The following is a 16,000-nucleotide window of genomic DNA, read 5'->3' as shown; positions in this document are numbered from 1 at the left end:
ACTAAAAACGTCTGGTAAATGTACAAAAACTTTATCATCGGGGGAAGGTATGCACTTTCCAACCATCAGCCCGGTCTCCGATTTCTTATGCGCTTAGGTTTATCCTACTTGATCATCGCAGTAAGCTGCATTCAGCTCATGGCCGCCCGGCCTTCCGAGGCGCAGCCCCTGGCCGAGATGCAGGTTACCATTCAGTTGAAAAACGAAGGTGTGCGGGACCTGTTCCGTAAAATCGAGAAGCAAACCCCGCTTCGTTTCGCTTTTATCGAGAACCAGGTCGACAGCGAAGCCCGCTTTGTCGTCGGCAAGGGAACCTACCGGGTAACGGAGTTGCTCGACAGGATGCTCGGCTCGCTGCATTTGACGTATATGAACACCGGTAGTATGGTGTATATCATTAAAAATCCGCAGAACGGAAAAGAAGCGGGCGCACCGGCCAGTGGTCTGAGCAAAGATTTGCCGGAACAGCGCCCAAAAACCCTGCCCGTGAAAGGAAAAGTGACCGACGAAAAGGGCGAACCACTCCCGGGTGTCAACGTAATCATCAAAGGCACGCAGCAAGGCACTACTTCCGACAGGGACGGAAATTTCAGCCTGGATGTACCGGATGAAAATGCAGTGCTGGTATTTTCATTTGTCGGTTATGTGAGTAGGGAAATCCAGGCGATAGGAAACAAGACACTGATCGAGGTTGCCTTGAAAGTGGATGAACGGAGCCTGGATGAGGTGGTAGTAGTAGGATACGGTACCCAGAAAAAAGGAAACGTAATCGGCTCCGTGTCGACCATCAATGCACAGTCTGTTGAAAACCGGTCGGCTTCGACATTGTCTTCTTCGCTGGCCGGGTTAGCAGCAGGTGTCAATGTGCAGGCAACCACGGGTAAGCCGGGTGCGGACGGATCGAGCATACGCATACGCGGCACGGGCACGTTGAACAGCACCTCTCCTTTGGTCGTGATCGACGGCGTGGTAGGTTCCATGGACGCGGTGAACCCCAATGACGTGGAAAGCATTTCCGTACTCAAAGACGCGGCCACAGCGGCTATTTATGGCTCTCTTGCGTCCAACGGTGTAATCCTGATCACGACAAAAAAGGGTACTAAAGGCAAAACCTCCGTGAACTACACGGTGATGACCTCCCTCCTGCGGCCCAACAACGTGCCGGAGTTTGTGACCGACTATGCCCGGCACATGCGCCTGGTCAACGAGGGTTTCAACAACCTGGGGCAAGCTTCCGTGTATTCCAATCCGACGATCGAAAAATGGGAAGCGGCCAAAGCAAATCCCGACGCATTAACCGACCAGGGCATTCCCAACAATGTGGCGTATCCGAATACCAACTGGGGAAAGGTTCTGTTCGGAGAGCGCAGGCTTTTGCAAAACCATAACCTGACCCTCAACGGCGGCTCGGAAAACACGCAGTATCTGTTTTCGGTGGGTTATCTCAACAACCCGGGAACCATGCCTGAAACGGGCGCCGACAACGTGCGGATGCGGATCAACCTGCAATCCAAAGTGGCCAAATTCCTGACCGTGGGAACACAGACTTTCGGCGACCTTCAGAATACCAGCGTAGCCGACGTGGGCACCGCTTACTCCTACCTTACCCAGACCGTACCGGGTGTTTATCCGGTTTATCAGGGCAAATATGGCTTTCCCGCAGCCGCAGAGGAATCTGCAACTGCCAACAACGCGATTGCCTGGCTGTACAGCCAGGGCGGCAACAACCGGGTAAGCCGGATCAATACCACATTGTTTGCGAAGCTGGACCTTTTCAAAGGGCTGGAATTTGAATCCAAAGTGCATTACAACCAGGGCTACACCGAGAACAATACGCACCCGGTTCCATACGAAAAGTGGAACTTCGCGACCAATACGCTAAGCACCGCAGCACAACCCGCTGCCCAAATGACCACCCGGTACTCGTTGTACAAAAGCCGCAACCTGATCCTGGATAATGTGCTCCGGTACAACAGGGAATTTACCCATCACGAGATAGGTGCGCTGGTGGGGTACAACCAGCAATATTTCAACCAGTACAACTTTGACGCATCCAAGCAGGGCCTTACGCATCCCGACCTGACTACTTTGAATTCAGGCACCACCATGACGGGCATCAATGGAGACGAAACGGACTACGGGCTGAAATCGGTTTTCGGGCGGCTCAATTATTCTTTCAAGAAACGATATCTGGCCGAGGCAGTATTCCGGTATGACGGATCGTCGCGCTTCGGGGAATCGAGCCGGTGGGGCTTTTTCCCGGCCTTCTCGGCAGGTTGGCGCATTTCGGAGGAAGCTTTTATGCAGCCGTTGACCGATATTTTCGACGATATCCGGATCCGCGCTTCCTGGGGACGGACCGGAAACAATGCAGCCGGTAACTACGATCATTTGCCCGCGTACGGCACGGTGAATTACTCTTTCAATAACACAGCCATAAAGGGGCTCGCCCAAACCAAAACCGGCAACCGGGACCTGAGATGGGAAACGACCACAACGACCAATATCGGGCTCAGTGGTTTTGCGCTCCGGCGGAAGCTGAATTTCGAACTCGATTTGTACAAGGGCTTTACGGACGGAATCCTTTTCGCCCCCAATATCCCGCTCATTGTAGGTACTGCCAGCCCGGCTACGATGAATATCGCCGAAGTGACCAAACGCGGTATAGAACTCAGCCTCGGATACCAGGACCGGATTAACGATTTCCAATATTCGATATCGGGCAATTTTGCCTACAATACCAACCGTGTCGACACCTATAAAGGCCAATTACAGGAGGGATATGCGGATGTTTCGGGCAGCCGCGTTTACCAGTCCAATATCGGCACGGTGTCGACCGGCGGTACCGAACGTATCCTGGAAGGCCATGCCATCAATGAGCTTTACTTGTACCCGGTTTACAAGGGCTCGGGTAATTACCGCCACTCCGACGGTTCACTGGATGTCAACGGAGGCCCGCGCGATGGGATGATCCGGACGGCGGAAGACCTGACCTGGCTGCGCGGGATGGTGGATGCCGGATACAAATTTCAACCCGCGGACGGCATCGACCCGACCAAAATCTGGTACGGCGATTTAATCTACGCGGATACCAATGGCGACGGCATTTACGGCAACGTGTATGACCAGCAGTTTACGGGCAAACGCGCTACGCCTTCCATCAACTACGGATTGACGCTCAACTTGTCGTACCGCGGCTTCGACCTTTCGATGATCTGGTCGGGTGCGGCCGGAGTGCATTACTATTGGAACACGATTTACCTGAACCAGTCGATCGTAGCGCAAGGAAAATCGGTGCCAACGCTGGTGGCGGACAACCACTATTACTATAATGAATCCAACGCCAGTGACCCCGCCAATAACCTGAACGGGCATTACCCACGGCTCAAAGGGGTAACGGACGCGCAGAACGGGCGTACGAGTAACTATTATTTGTACAATGCCTCCTTCGCGAAGCTCCGCAACCTCCAACTGGGTTATACCTTCCCCAGCCGATTGACAAGCAAACTGGCCATGAGCAAACTGCGGGTTTACCTGGCAGGTGAAAACCTGCTGACGCTTACGAAGTTTCCTGGATTGGACCCCGAAATCGGGCCTAACCCCAATTATCCGACCATGCGCCAGTTTTCGCTGGGGTTGAATGTTTCATTTTAAAGAAGAAAAATGATGAAAAAATTCTTTGCTATAATCTTAGCCCTGAGCCTGGGCGGCTGCCAGGATAATTTGCTCGATACAGCCCCCTACTCTTCCGTTTCCGATGCCACCATGTGGACGACCGATAACCTGACCGACCTCGGGATAGCCGGCATTTACAATACTTTCAGGCTTGAAATGGGCCACAGCGGACTTACTACCGTACATGAACTTTACCAAACCGACCGCTTCGGCTACACCGGACAAGGCCGCTGGGACGAGCCGCTGCTGAGAGGCACGATCACCGCCGGCGACGCGATGTTTTCCAAAGTGTGGCAGCATATGTATGAAGGCATCCAGCGGGCCAACGACGCCCTTTTAAATATTCCTGCAAAATCACCTTCCACCGATAAGAAGAAAGCGCGCTACCTAGCTGAATGCAAATTCCTTCGGGCCTATTTCTATTTCCGGCTCAACCAGCTGTACAAAGGTGTGCCGATTTACCTCGAACCCTTTACGCCCACGGAAGCGACCAAACCGCGGGCTACCGAAGCCGAGGTCTGGAACCAGGTGCTTGCCGATCTCAACGATTGCATCAATGAACCAAACCTGCCCGACCGTTACGCCAGCGGCAATGCCGATTATGGTCACGCCACCAAAGCGGCCGCCTACGCTTTACGCGGGAAGGTGTATATGTACCTGAAACAATGGGAAAAAGCATCCGCCGATTTTCAGAAGGTGAAGGATGCCGGGCACGCATTGTTCGGCGACTACAAAGCACTGTTTACCGAAGCCAACGAGCAATGTTCCGAAATGATTTTCTCTATCCAGCACCGCGGTGAGCAGGGGTATGGAAACAACTTTCAACTGTTTATCGGCTGGCCTTCGGCATTTCGCCGCGGATGGAACTACTACATGCCGTCGCCGAACCTGGTGGACCTTCACGAGAATATCGATGGCACCCCATTCAAGTGGGACGATGTTATACCGGGTTTTTCGGGTTTGACGGTGGCTGAGCGGGAGGTATTTTTCCTGAGAAACAATATCACCGCGGAGGAACATGCGGCTGCCAGTGCTCGCGGGGCCAAAATGAGTTTGTATCTGCCACAAGGCAATGAAGAGCGCATCAAAAAAGCCTATGAAAACAGGGACCCTCGCTTGCAGGCCAATGTGGTTACCCCTTATGCCACCTTCCGGGGCGCTTTCAACTTTACGGATGTGGAGAGCTTGCAGACGATGCGGTGGCCGTTCCGGGGACAAGCCGCTACGGGTGGTGATATCCAGAGCGATACCCAGATCAATTTTTACTATTTCTACCGGAAGTTCGTGATCGAAGGTGTTTCGGGGTTGATTGATCGCAACTACGGCCCAACCGATTTCCCGATCCTCCGGTATGGAGATGTGCTGCTCATGTGGGCGGAAGCACTGAACGAGGCCGGTGCAACTGCGGAGGCAATCGAGAAAGTAAACGAAGTACGAAAAAGGGCCGGGGTCGCATTGCTGAACTCGAATGCGGCTACGGCGGTAAAAGGTCAGGAAGATCTGCGGCAAAGAATCCGCAACGAACGGAGGATCGAACTGCCGGGCGAAGGCATTAACTACTTCGATGAACTGCGCTGGAAAACCTGGGGCGAGAAAGTGTTCTATACCGGAAACGGCAAAAAACAGATATGGGGCGCCAACGTAAGCGATTATTCTTATAAAGGAGACTTCCTTATGACGTGGCCGATACCTACGGGCGAGATTCAAATGAATCCCAACCTGGTTCAAAACCCGGGATGGATTGATTAATATCCCATAAACTGGCTCTATCAATTCCCAAAGACCCGTTCGCAAACGTGAAAACGGGTCTTTGGGATTACTACCTCCCTATTCTCAATAATGTCAGAATGTCGGCGGCGCGGAATTCAGGTCGGAATCCAGAAAATCGGTGATCATGGGAATAAGCCAATTGGGGCGCTGTACCACCATTCCTATGTGGGTAGTTCCTGGCAGTATCGCCAGCCGCGATTTGGGAAGGCCATGCATATCGCCCATTTTACCGCCGCCCTTGGCGCGGAAAAGCTCAATGGCATGCTCATACCGCACACCATCCGCGTCTCCGATAGCCATGAATATCGGTGCTTTGATGTTTTTTACATCTTTCGACCAGTCATAAGGTTTCAGGTCGATACTCATCACTTTTTTGAAGAATTCGGGAAACTTCGCTGGGTCGTTGCCCAGGCTATCCCACTGGGTTTGAATGGGCGAACCTTTGAACATATCCGCTGTCGTCGTCGAAAAGCTTGCTTCGACGTCGGGCCACCAGCCATTGTGCGCATAGGCGCCTGAAAGTATTACCAATCTACGGAGCTGTTCGGGGTGACGCACGGCAAACTGAAAAGCCACACCGCCTCCCATACTGTAACCAAGAATATCGGCGCTATCGACTTGCACATGTTTGAGAAGACCGGAAACATCGTCGGCCATGGCTTCGAAACTCAATGACCGGGCGATATCGCGGGTGCGGCCGTGCCCCTGCATTTCGGCAACGATCACCTGCCTGCCGGCCAGCATCGGGATAATTTGCGACCAGTTGGAAATAATGTTCATAAAGGACCCGTGCAGCAAAACCACAGGCTTGCCTTTGCCGTAAACTTCATAATACATTTTCAATCCATTGACGTCGGCATAGCCGCTTTGGGATGGCTTGACGGGCTCGCTGGCTACCGAATCCTTCGGCGCGGCCGGATTGTCCTGCTTTTCGTTCGAACCTTGCCGGCAACCAAGGTTGAAAACGGTAATGGCCGACAACAGGATGATAAGGATGTGCTTGTTCATGAGTGTATCAGTTTTTGTGAGGATACAAATCTCGGCACACTTCCAAAGCAATGAGGGGTGCAATTGCGGCAATGATGGGGGGCTAATAGCCCACAGAAGCTTCGTCGGGAAAGGCGAATGTATAACCGACCGGCCCCGTGGAAGCGGATCGCTACTGTCCCATCAGGTCATCATTCAGAATGCCTCGTTTTTTACGTTTGAAACCGCCTTGGAGCTTCCCAAACCGGTAGGTAAATGTCAGCATGTAACGATGCATGATAATTGCGTTGGTAGAAACCATCGAAAATTGGCTGACTTCGGTTACGGTTCGGTTCTGACGGCTTGGGATAAACGGGCTTACGGCGGAAAATGTAAAATCCCCCTTTTTGTCTTTCAGGAAACTGTAATTCAATGACAGGTTGTGAGAAAAGAAACCGATGCTCCGCGCCTGGAAGGATAGGGACGCGGAAGTATAGGATGCGGCTGCATTGGCGCGCAGCGATTTTGTAAAGGTATAGCCGGCGCTGAATAAGCTACTGTACGTCAGTCCGTCACTCGATGTCTGTCTTTGGTCGGTCCTGCTCCTGAACCTTCGGTAATTGATACTGTTGTTCAGATTTATAAAAAGCTTTCCAAAAAAAGTGGAGCTAATCCCCAGAGACAGCCCCGAACCTGATTCACTCCCGACGTTACCAAAGGTAGTACGAGCCACCGTGTCGGCACCGATGGTGGTGAACTGCAAAATCGCGTTGTTGGTAAAGTTGTGATTGAGGTTTAACGAAAAATTGGTTTTACCTGTAAACGTATTAAAGTTCAGGTTCACTACATGGCTGACAGTCGGATTGAGCGACGGGTTACCGTAAAAGATATTATAGGGATTTTGGTTATTCACAAATGGGTTGATGAAAAAGAGACTAGGCCGCTGTAACCGCTGATTATACGATAAAGACAGATTGGTAGATGTGCCAAACTTTCGTGAAAAGGTAGCATTTGGCACTACATTGAAATAATATTGATTGGCCAGGGTACCGGTTGTCCTGAAATTCGCCGCAACCCTCGTCTGCTCCACCCGGGTGCCCGTCCTCAACAACCAGGGGCCCCATTTCAATGAAACGGACACATAGCCGGCATTGATAGTCTGCCGGTTGTCGTACTGGTTGGTCAGGCTGGAATCACGTGTAAACAGACTGGTACCGGCCAACTCGCGGTCAAAAAAATAACTGCTGTTATTGGAGCGCAAAATGGTCTTCAACCCTATTTCCAGAGAGTGATTTTTAATAGGCTGCACATAGTCTATCTGAGCCGTCCGCTCGGTAAAACGACTGCTATTTTCCGAAACTCCACCCCTCAGATAGGCGTTTAACCTCTCTGCTATGCGATTTTGGGAATGTGAACTATTCTCGTTTTCAAGCTCCCGAAACGAAAAGGTCAATAACTGCTGGCTATTCTTCTTAAACCCAAGCTGGTAGTCAAAACCCCAGTCGTGTCCGGGAGAGACCGAATTAAAGGTGTTCAGGGAACGATACGATTGCAAGGCCTTTCCGCTCATGTCCCGTATATTCACTCGCGTGTCCGACAAGCTCTCGCTAGTGGAACGGGTTGAGTTGTAATGAATGTTTAGAAGATTCCGATCGTCGACCTGCCAGCTTAATTCGCCTGATAGATTCAAATTTTCGTAGTTCCCCTTATTTTGTCCCGCCTGTTGCAGAATAGTACCAAAAAGTTTGTCAAGCCGGTCAAGGGAGTTGGTCGTGGCGGGGCGGCGGCTGTTTGCAAGACTCCATATTCCTGCAAAACCCAGGTCCCCCGCTTTGGCTTGTACCGAGCCACTGGTTACAGGCCCTCCCGGCGCTGAATAACCTGCCCGGGCCGATCCCGAATAGCCCGTTACATTCCGGCGATATGTTACGATGTTGATGATCCCGCCAATCCCTTCCGACTCATAACGGGCAGGCGGGCTCGTGATCACTTCAATACTTTTTACCGAGTTCGCGGGAAGGCTTCTGAGCGCCTCTTCCACATTGCTTACAAAAAGCGACGAGGGCCGGTTATTCAATAATACCAGAAAGCTGCTGCTGCCATTCAGTTCAATGCCATCATCACCGTTAATGGTGAGCATGGGAATCTTGCGAAAAAGCTCAAAGGTATTAAGGTTCGCGTTGGTCGGGTCGTTTGCAACGGTGTAGATCAGCCTGTCAGCTTCGTATTGAACCGGATTTTTTTGCGTAGTCACCGTAACCTCATGGAGGGAGACAGGTCGTGCCGACAGTTGCAAAGAATCCAAACGGATGTGACTGTTGGCGGTCATGGGTATACGCAGAACTTTGGACCCGTAACCCAAACAGCTTATTCGCAATTCATAGGACCCGCCCCCCGGACCTGACAGTACAAACGCTCCCTGTTTGTCTGTCAATGCCAAAGCAACCATCGAATCTGTTCCGATGCTACCCAGCAGCACGGAAACGTTGTTCACAGGAACTTTCCCGGCCGAGTCCCAAACAATACCGCTGATTCTCAAAACAGGCATTTGAGCTACCGGATCAGGCGTTTGACCCTTAACCGATCCCACTAAAGTGATACAAAAAAAAAGAACCCCGCAGCCAATGCTTCTGACTTTGTCTGTGACACAAGATGTTATGGCGCAATTGAATGGCATGGGCTATGTAAAACTATGGTGTGAAAGCCTGAATGTGCTGCAATGTCAAAACAGGCGCCAGTTATTACCAGCCCCTGTTTTGACGCCTATCGCCCGTTAGCGATCTGCTGCAAATCTGACATTTTCAATAGGAATTATTGAAGCAGGACACTCGAAGTGTTAAAGTTGACATAAAGACCACCTGTTGAGCCGGTTGGCGTTACAGAAGAATAGGTACCGTTGGCACCCTCTCCTAAGCACGCACCGCCTACTTCCGGTACCACGCCATCCGTCGTAACTGTCCCCAAACCAGTCAAATTAAAACCGGTAATCTTGCCCAGGTTGTTTCTTCTAGCTTCGTAAGCGATGGTCGAGTTGACCACGGTCGTTTTGTTGAAGGTTACATTATGCGTTTTCTCACCTCTTGTTCCTTCGCCAGTAACCCACGTGCAAACCGCGTCGTATGAGTCGGTGGAATTATAAGTGAAAGTTACGGCGGGTGCGTTAATCTGCAGCGCCGCATCATTCCAGCCGAAGGCGAGCTGCACATCACCCTTGCCTACAAAGCCAATTCCGGTAGCCGGGTCAAAAGTAACGCTTACTGCTTTCCCTTTACCGTCAGGAAGGGTACCGGCGGTAGCTACGAAGTTTACTGCCAGAACAGTAATAAGGATAGAGGCGGTGGTTTGAAAAAACTTTTTCATGATTGAATAATTAAATGGTTAAAATGAGAGAAGGGAGAAAATGTTAATCAGCATAAGAACTTTAAATACAAATTGCATTTAAAATATTCCAGAGCTTCAACAATAAAATATTGCGATAAATCTAAGTATTAGTTTTTGTATTACTACAACAACTAGTTGAAATATTTTTGTAACCAAAATTACACCAATATATTATTTATACATTCTTACACTATCAAAAGAAAACTATTTCTAGTACACAATAGATATACTTCGCATTTTTTAGACACTTCATCAATATATTTTTGGGTATAGCCTACAAATGAGATGACAAAAACAAATTAAAAAGTACGATCAGATTAATTTATAGGTACAAAACAATCGAACAATTCAATGATTATCAATAACTTAAAACATTAGTAATTCATCTGGTATTAGTCTAATGAACATGCGGAAAATACCGTTAAATAAGTTTTATCAGTTACTCCATTTAAATATTATAATTCCAGCTAACATTCTTTTTATAACTCAGGTTTTATCGAAATGCATTACAACAAATGCGAAGCATTTATTCCTGGCATAAGCTTAGAGATCTGTATCTTTTTGATATTAAGAATAATGAAAAGAGACGATCGCTTATTGCCCGGCGGATTATTGGAAATATTTCAAAGACAAGCTTCCACTCGTAACTATTTTGACGGTTTTCGTATGGTGATATAAAGAATGATCAACAGAAAGTAACCGGACCAGATATTCCCGACTACTTTACACCGCGGGTCACCGACAAGTTTGCCTCACGGCATACAGTCCTCTCCCGCAAGCCCTGCCATTTCGGTCACATTCACAACAATATCCGCGTCGGGCTGCCGCGAAACAGAATCGCCCCGTGTTCACTCCCCATTTTCCAGGTAATGGCGAATGTACCATTTGGCTTTTTTCAATAAAAAATATTAGTAAATAGTGCACCACCGGACTCTTTCTACTGCATATTTATTGGCTGCGAAGTCCCGACCCCGGACAGGAAACAAGTCGACAACGCGACACGCTCCGTTCGGGCAATCGCCTGATTCAAATCCGGCGAAAACACGTTTCAAGTTTTTTTTCAACTACACCTAACGAACTAGTTTATGAAAAAAAAACAATTCTACTCATCGCTTAATTTTGCCCGAAAACAACTTGCTCAGCTTGCGTGTGCCCTGGTGGTCGCCATGACCTGCTGCGTATGCGCCGCTGCACAACCCGTCTCCGGAATCGTGCTGGATGAATCGGGGTCGGGCCTGCCTGGTGTAAGCGTCGTCGTGAAGGAGACGGCAAACGGTACCACCACCGACACGAAAGGGAAATTTCAACTGGATGTGCCCGGCGAGAACCCAACCCTTGTTTTCAGCTTTGTCGGGTACGCTACTCAGGAAGTCCTCGTCGCCAAACGTACGAGCATTACCGTTAATATGGTGGTCGAAGATCGCCTGATGACCGAGGTGGTCGTGGTAGGTTACGGAACCCAGCAAAAAGTAAACGTCACAGGCGCAGTGGGCGTGGCAGATGCGAAGCGTATCGAGAACCGCCCCATTGCCAACACCGGCGAGGGGCTTCAGGGCGTAATACCCAACCTGAACATTACGGTCCGCAACGGAGACCCAGCTCAATCACCCACGTTTAATATCAGGGGCTATGAATCGATCAACGGCGGTGCTCCGCTGATCCTGGTAGACAATGTCCCGATGGACATCAACCGGATCAACCCCAATGATATCGAGAGCATCAGCGTGCTGAAAGATGCCTCCGCGGCGGCCATCTACGGTGCCCGTGCCGCATTTGGTGTCGTGCTCGTCACTACGAAAAGCGGCAAATCGGGGAAGGTACTGGTGAATTTCGGTACCCAGTTCTCCCTGGCCAAACCCATTTTCAACATGGATGTGGTGACCGATCCCTACCAGTTCGTACTGGCCCGCAATGCGGCCAACATCCGGACCCTGGGCGCACCGAGCTATAACGACCAGTTCGTAACAGCTGTCAAAAAGTACTCGGAAAACCCCATTCCTGAAAACGAATGGGGCGTCGTGGACGGCGCGCTTCAATACTACGGCTATAACCGTTACCAGGAAAAGATCATGACTGATTACGCTCCCACCAACCAGCAGGATTTGTCGATCTCGGGCGGTGGCGAGAAATCCAAATTCTTCTTTTCATTCGGACGGTACAGCAAGGACGGTTATCTCCGCTACAATAATGAGAAGTTCAAACGATACAACATCCTGATGAAAGCCGATTTTCAGGTGAATAAATGGCTTAACCTGTCAGAAAAAGTGGTTTTTAACTCTCAGAACAGCGATAAGCCGCACTTTTATAACTGGGACGTAAACATCAACTCACTGGCCAGGGTGAACCCGCTGCAAGCGATACAGTTTCCGGATTTGCCGTATTACATGACACCCGGAGATCACGACAAATACGCGCCTTTGATCGGCAAGTATTTCGGCGGAACGAACTTTTTCCCCTACCTGCTCGACGGCGGACGGGAAACCTTCACCAAAAACGACCTGTGGCTCTCGCAGGAGGCGGTGCTCACGCCCCTGCCCGGTTTGAAGATCACGGGGAATTTCTCTTACAATATCTACAATAATATCTATCAGGATGTTCAGAGCAAGGTGGAGATAGTGTCCCAGGATTTGAAAGAAGCCAATCCGATCAGTTATGGTTTCAGCGGTGATGACTGGATCAAGAATGTCAACGATTACAACCGGTATTATGTACTCAATACATTCGCGGAATATACATTTCAAAATCTGGGCAAACATCAACTGATGGCGCTGGTGGGTTATAACCAGGAAATGGGTAACTACCAATCTGCTACCGCTCAGGCCCGTTCGCTGATCACCCCGCAGGTTCCCGACCTGAATACCACCACCGGCACACAGCAGACGCTTGGCGGTCGGTCGCAGGTGGCATTACGCGGCGTATTCTACCGGGTGGCTTACAACTATGCCGATCGGTACCTGCTCGAATTCAATGGCCGCTATGACGGCACATCGCGCTTTCCTAAAAACGACCGGTTTGGCTTTTTTCCATCCTTCTCGGCCGGATGGCGGGTCAGCAATGAGAAGTTTATGGACGGCACCAGCAGCTGGCTGGATAACCTTAAACTGAGGGGCTCTTTTGGAACACTCGGGAACCAGATCATCCAGAACCGTAGCACCGGCGCTCAAATCTATTACCCGTCCGTCTCAACGATGGGTTCGGGGCAAGCTCCCTACATTTTTGCAGGCTCGCTGATTCCCTATGTTTCGGCAGCCGGCCTGGTGAGCCCGACGCTCACCTGGGAGTCGGTTACTTCCAAAAACATCGGCCTTGACCTGACTATTTTAAGAAGCCGGCTGGATATGTCGTTCGACCTTTACACCCGCGACACCAAAAAAATGCTGATGAACGTGGCTTATCCGGACATTCTCGGCACGACGGCTCCCCAGGAAAACGCCGCAGACCTGCGCACCAAGGGATGGGAACTGTCGCTGACCTGGCGGGATAAGATCAAAAGCGACTGGAATTACGACGTTACCCTGGCCCTTTCCGATGCCAGCGCGACCATCACCAAGTTCCGCAACCCCTCCGGCGCGTTGCCCAATGAAGGCAGCGGGATTTATTACGAAGGCCAGAAACTGGGTGAAATATGGGGGTACCAAACCGTCGGGATATTTCAGTCCTCCGATGCGGTGGCTGCGGCCCCCAACCAGTCGCGACTGGGCAACAACTGGCGTGCGGGCGACATTCAATACGCCGATCTGAATGGCGACGGCATCATCAGCTCGGGCAATAACACCCTGGGTAACCCGGGCGACTACAAGATCATCGGCAACTCCTCGCCCCGGTACACCTACGGGATCAATGCTAGCATCGGCTACAAAGGCCTGCGCCTTACCGCATTTTTCCAGGGTATCGGGAAAGCGGATTACCTGCCCAATAACGGAAACTGGAACTGGTTTTATCCCTTCAACGCAGGGCACGTAGAAAAGTATTACATCACCGACACGTGGTCGGAGACCAACCGGGATGCCTATTTCGCAGCTCCGCACATTTCTACCAGCGATAAAAAGAACATTCTGCCGCAATCGAGGTATGTTCAGAACGCCTCTTACCTGCGGGCCAAGAATATCATGCTCAGTTACACATTACCGTACGATCTGACGGGCAGGATCGGAATTTCGCGCGCACAGGTATTCGTGTCGGGAATGAACCTGTTCGAATTCTCGAAAATCCGCAAACCGCTCGATCCTGAAACGATCCGGACGCCGACGATCGAGTACCCTATGCAGCGTATCGGCACGATCGGGATCAATATATCCTTTTAAGCGGGCTGAATGCAATACCCGATCTTGCCCTTTTTCGCGGGAAATGCATTGCAGCTAAGCGCATTAATACACAAATATTCAGTTGATTATAAATCAAATTTGTATGAAAGATATATTCTCAAAAACCATAGCGGTCATGGTACTGCTCTTGCTGGCGGGCTGTAACGATGAGTTTCTTGACCGGACGCCGATCGATAAAATTACCAACGCAACCTACTGGAATACTGAAAGCGATCTGGCGGTCTACAACAACAGCCTTTACAACATTGCGCGCAACGACTGGAAGATCCCTATTATGATGGGCCACACCGAGGGATTCGACAGCCACTTCGGCAATATCTGGTCAATCGACGAGCTCTCGGATAATATGGCCCCGCGCGAGCCGAGACACAACTTTTTCCAGCAGATCCGCGCGGGAAAATACAATGTACCTTCCAGCCCCGACTGGTTTGGTTACCAGGGTTGGGATTTTGTCAGGGCCATCAATGTGGGGCTTGCCAATTACGACCGCGCCAAGGTAAGCCAGGCTGTCAAGGACAAATACATTGCCGAAGCGCGGCTTTTCCGCGGATGGTTCTACGCCGACAAGGTACAGAAATATGGCGATGTACCTTTTGTAGAAAAAGAGCTGACGATTGATTCCGAGGAACTTTACGCCGCCCGCACCCCGCGCGCGGAAGCCATGCAGAAAGTACTCGAAGACCTGAATTTCGCAAGCCAGAAGCTGCCTAACAATTGGGGAGATGGCAATGCACCCGGCAGGATCAACCGGTGGGGAGCATTGCTGGTCAAGGCCAGGGTGTGCCTCTTCGAAGGCACCTTCAACAAATACCACGCAGCGGGTGACTCCAAAATGTGGCTGGAAGAAGCTGCCAAAGCAGCCGCGGAATTAATGGATACCGGCCCTTACCGCATTTACAGCACAGGCAAACCCCAGAGCGACTACAATGCCTATCACCGGATATTGGACCTGGCTGGTAACTCCGAGGTGATTTATTGGAGAAAATACAAAACCGGGGTCATTAACAACCACGTCCAACAATATTTCAGTTACACCGGCGGCGCGACAAAGAGCCTGGTGGAAGATTATCTCTGTACCGACGGACTGCCCATTACATTATCACCGCTGTATAAAGGCGACGAAACGATCGAAAGCACCTTCGAAAACCGCGATCCGCGCCTGCGCCAGACTATTCTGCATCCCGAGGACACAGGTATCTACAAATACCATCTGGCCGACGGCCGTGCGTATCCGATGCTGGAAGGTATGCCCGGCGGAGGCTTTAAAACGACTACGGGGTATCACATTATCAAGCATTACAATGCCGATGATATGATTGGAAAGGCCTACAACACCGGCGAGTCACCGGCTATTACCCTCCGCCTGGGTGAAGCGCTTTTGATTTATGCGGAAGCGACGGCGGAACTGGGTACCATTAGCCAGGCCGATCTTGACAAGACCATCAATAAACTCCGCGACCGCGTAGGCATGCCGCACCTGCTGTTGTCCAAAGTCCCTGTCGACCCGCGTTACACCAAGGACGGTATCTCGCCGATCATCGCGGAAATCAGGCGCGAACGCCGAATCGAGCTGTTCATGGAAGGCCACCGGTATGCCGACCTGATCCGCTGGAAGCAGGGTAAAAAACTGGAAATCCCCGCCATGGGTATCCGGTGGAACGACGCAGCGAAAAAACGCTTCGCCGGTACCACCATGAAATCGGACATTGACCCTGTTTCCGGCAAAGAATACATCGCGGTGTACAAAGGTACCGACTACGAGATACCGGTTTTCGATGAAAAGAAGCATTATCTCTGGCCGATCCCGCTGAATACGCTCGCGCAGAATCCCAAAATCAAGCAAAACCCGGGTTGGGAGTAATATAGGGCATCAGTTTCATCCG

The 16,000-nt window shown here is 50.8% G+C and carries 7 protein-coding genes; 4 read left to right on the top strand and 3 right to left on the bottom strand.

The annotated features are described in order from the left end of the window. Positions 1–18 precede the first annotated feature (18 nt). Together AC2YIT_RS26105 and AC2YIT_RS26100 are read left to right on the top strand one after the other, a co-directional pair. Complete coding sequence (locus tag AC2YIT_RS26105) at positions 19–3,654, top strand: SusC/RagA family TonB-linked outer membrane protein (RefSeq protein WP_487281164.1); 3,636 nt, start codon at positions 19–21, stop codon at positions 3,652–3,654. A gap of 9 nt (positions 3,655–3,663) precedes the next feature. Continuing rightward, entirely contained in the window at positions 3,664–5,424 is a 1,761-nt protein-coding gene (locus tag AC2YIT_RS26100) for a RagB/SusD family nutrient uptake outer membrane protein (RefSeq protein WP_487281163.1), read from the top strand. Between the two features lie 93 nt (positions 5,425–5,517). Here the strand turns inward: AC2YIT_RS26100 and AC2YIT_RS26095 are convergent, their stop codons facing one another. The 3 genes from AC2YIT_RS26095 to AC2YIT_RS26085 all read right to left on the bottom strand — a co-directional run bounded on the left by AC2YIT_RS26095 (position 5,518) and on the right by AC2YIT_RS26085 (position 9,771). Then, positions 5,518–6,453, bottom strand: a complete 936-nt coding sequence (locus tag AC2YIT_RS26095) for an alpha/beta fold hydrolase (protein ID WP_487281162.1) — start codon at positions 6,451–6,453, stop codon at positions 5,518–5,520. A gap of 151 nt (positions 6,454–6,604) precedes the next feature. After that, positions 6,605–8,959 carry a TonB-dependent receptor gene (locus AC2YIT_RS26090; RefSeq protein WP_487281161.1) on the bottom strand — a complete coding sequence of 785 codons (2,355 nt, stop codon included), beginning with the start codon at positions 8,957–8,959 and terminating at the stop codon, positions 6,605–6,607. Positions 8,960–9,222: 263 nt separating this feature from the next. After that, on the bottom strand, positions 9,223–9,771 hold the full coding sequence (locus tag AC2YIT_RS26085; RefSeq protein ID WP_487281160.1) for a hypothetical protein: 549 nt from the start codon (positions 9,769–9,771) through the stop codon (positions 9,223–9,225). Between the two features lie 1,106 nt (positions 9,772–10,877). On the opposite strand from AC2YIT_RS26085, the gene AC2YIT_RS26080 reads away from it, so the two are divergent. Together AC2YIT_RS26080 and AC2YIT_RS26075 are read left to right on the top strand one after the other, a co-directional pair. Continuing rightward, positions 10,878–14,096 (top strand): SusC/RagA family TonB-linked outer membrane protein, encoded by a 3,219-nt coding sequence (locus AC2YIT_RS26080; RefSeq protein WP_487281159.1) that lies wholly within the window; start codon positions 10,878–10,880, stop codon positions 14,094–14,096. A 103-nt stretch (positions 14,097–14,199) separates the two neighbouring features. Next, positions 14,200–15,978, top strand: coding sequence for a RagB/SusD family nutrient uptake outer membrane protein (locus AC2YIT_RS26075; RefSeq protein WP_430846707.1), 1,779 nt, complete (start codon positions 14,200–14,202; stop codon positions 15,976–15,978). The last annotated feature ends 22 nt before the right edge of the window (positions 15,979–16,000 follow it).

This window comes from Dyadobacter sp. SRI_021, from assembly GCF_057586235.1.
This window is presented reverse-complemented; position numbering and strand designations above follow the sequence as displayed.

Bases quoted from the DNA above. Each gene is read 5' to 3' on its own strand.
- AC2YIT_RS26075 (WP_430846707.1), top strand. From the start codon at position 14,200: ATGAAAGATATATTCTCAAAAACCATAGCGGTCATGGTACTGCTCTTG.
- AC2YIT_RS26095 (WP_487281162.1), bottom strand. From the start codon at position 6,453: ATGAACAAGCACATCCTTATCATCCTGTTGTCGGCCATTACCGTTTTC.
- AC2YIT_RS26080 (WP_487281159.1), top strand. From the start codon at position 10,878: ATGAAAAAAAAACAATTCTACTCATCGCTTAATTTTGCCCGAAAACAA.
- AC2YIT_RS26100 (WP_487281163.1), top strand. From the start codon at position 3,664: ATGATGAAAAAATTCTTTGCTATAATCTTAGCCCTGAGCCTGGGCGGC.
- AC2YIT_RS26085 (WP_487281160.1), bottom strand. From the start codon at position 9,771: ATGAAAAAGTTTTTTCAAACCACCGCCTCTATCCTTATTACTGTTCTG.
- AC2YIT_RS26090 (WP_487281161.1), bottom strand. From the start codon at position 8,959: ATGCCTGTTTTGAGAATCAGCGGTATTGTTTGGGACTCGGCCGGGAAA.
- AC2YIT_RS26105 (WP_487281164.1), top strand. From the start codon at position 19: ATGTACAAAAACTTTATCATCGGGGGAAGGTATGCACTTTCCAACCAT.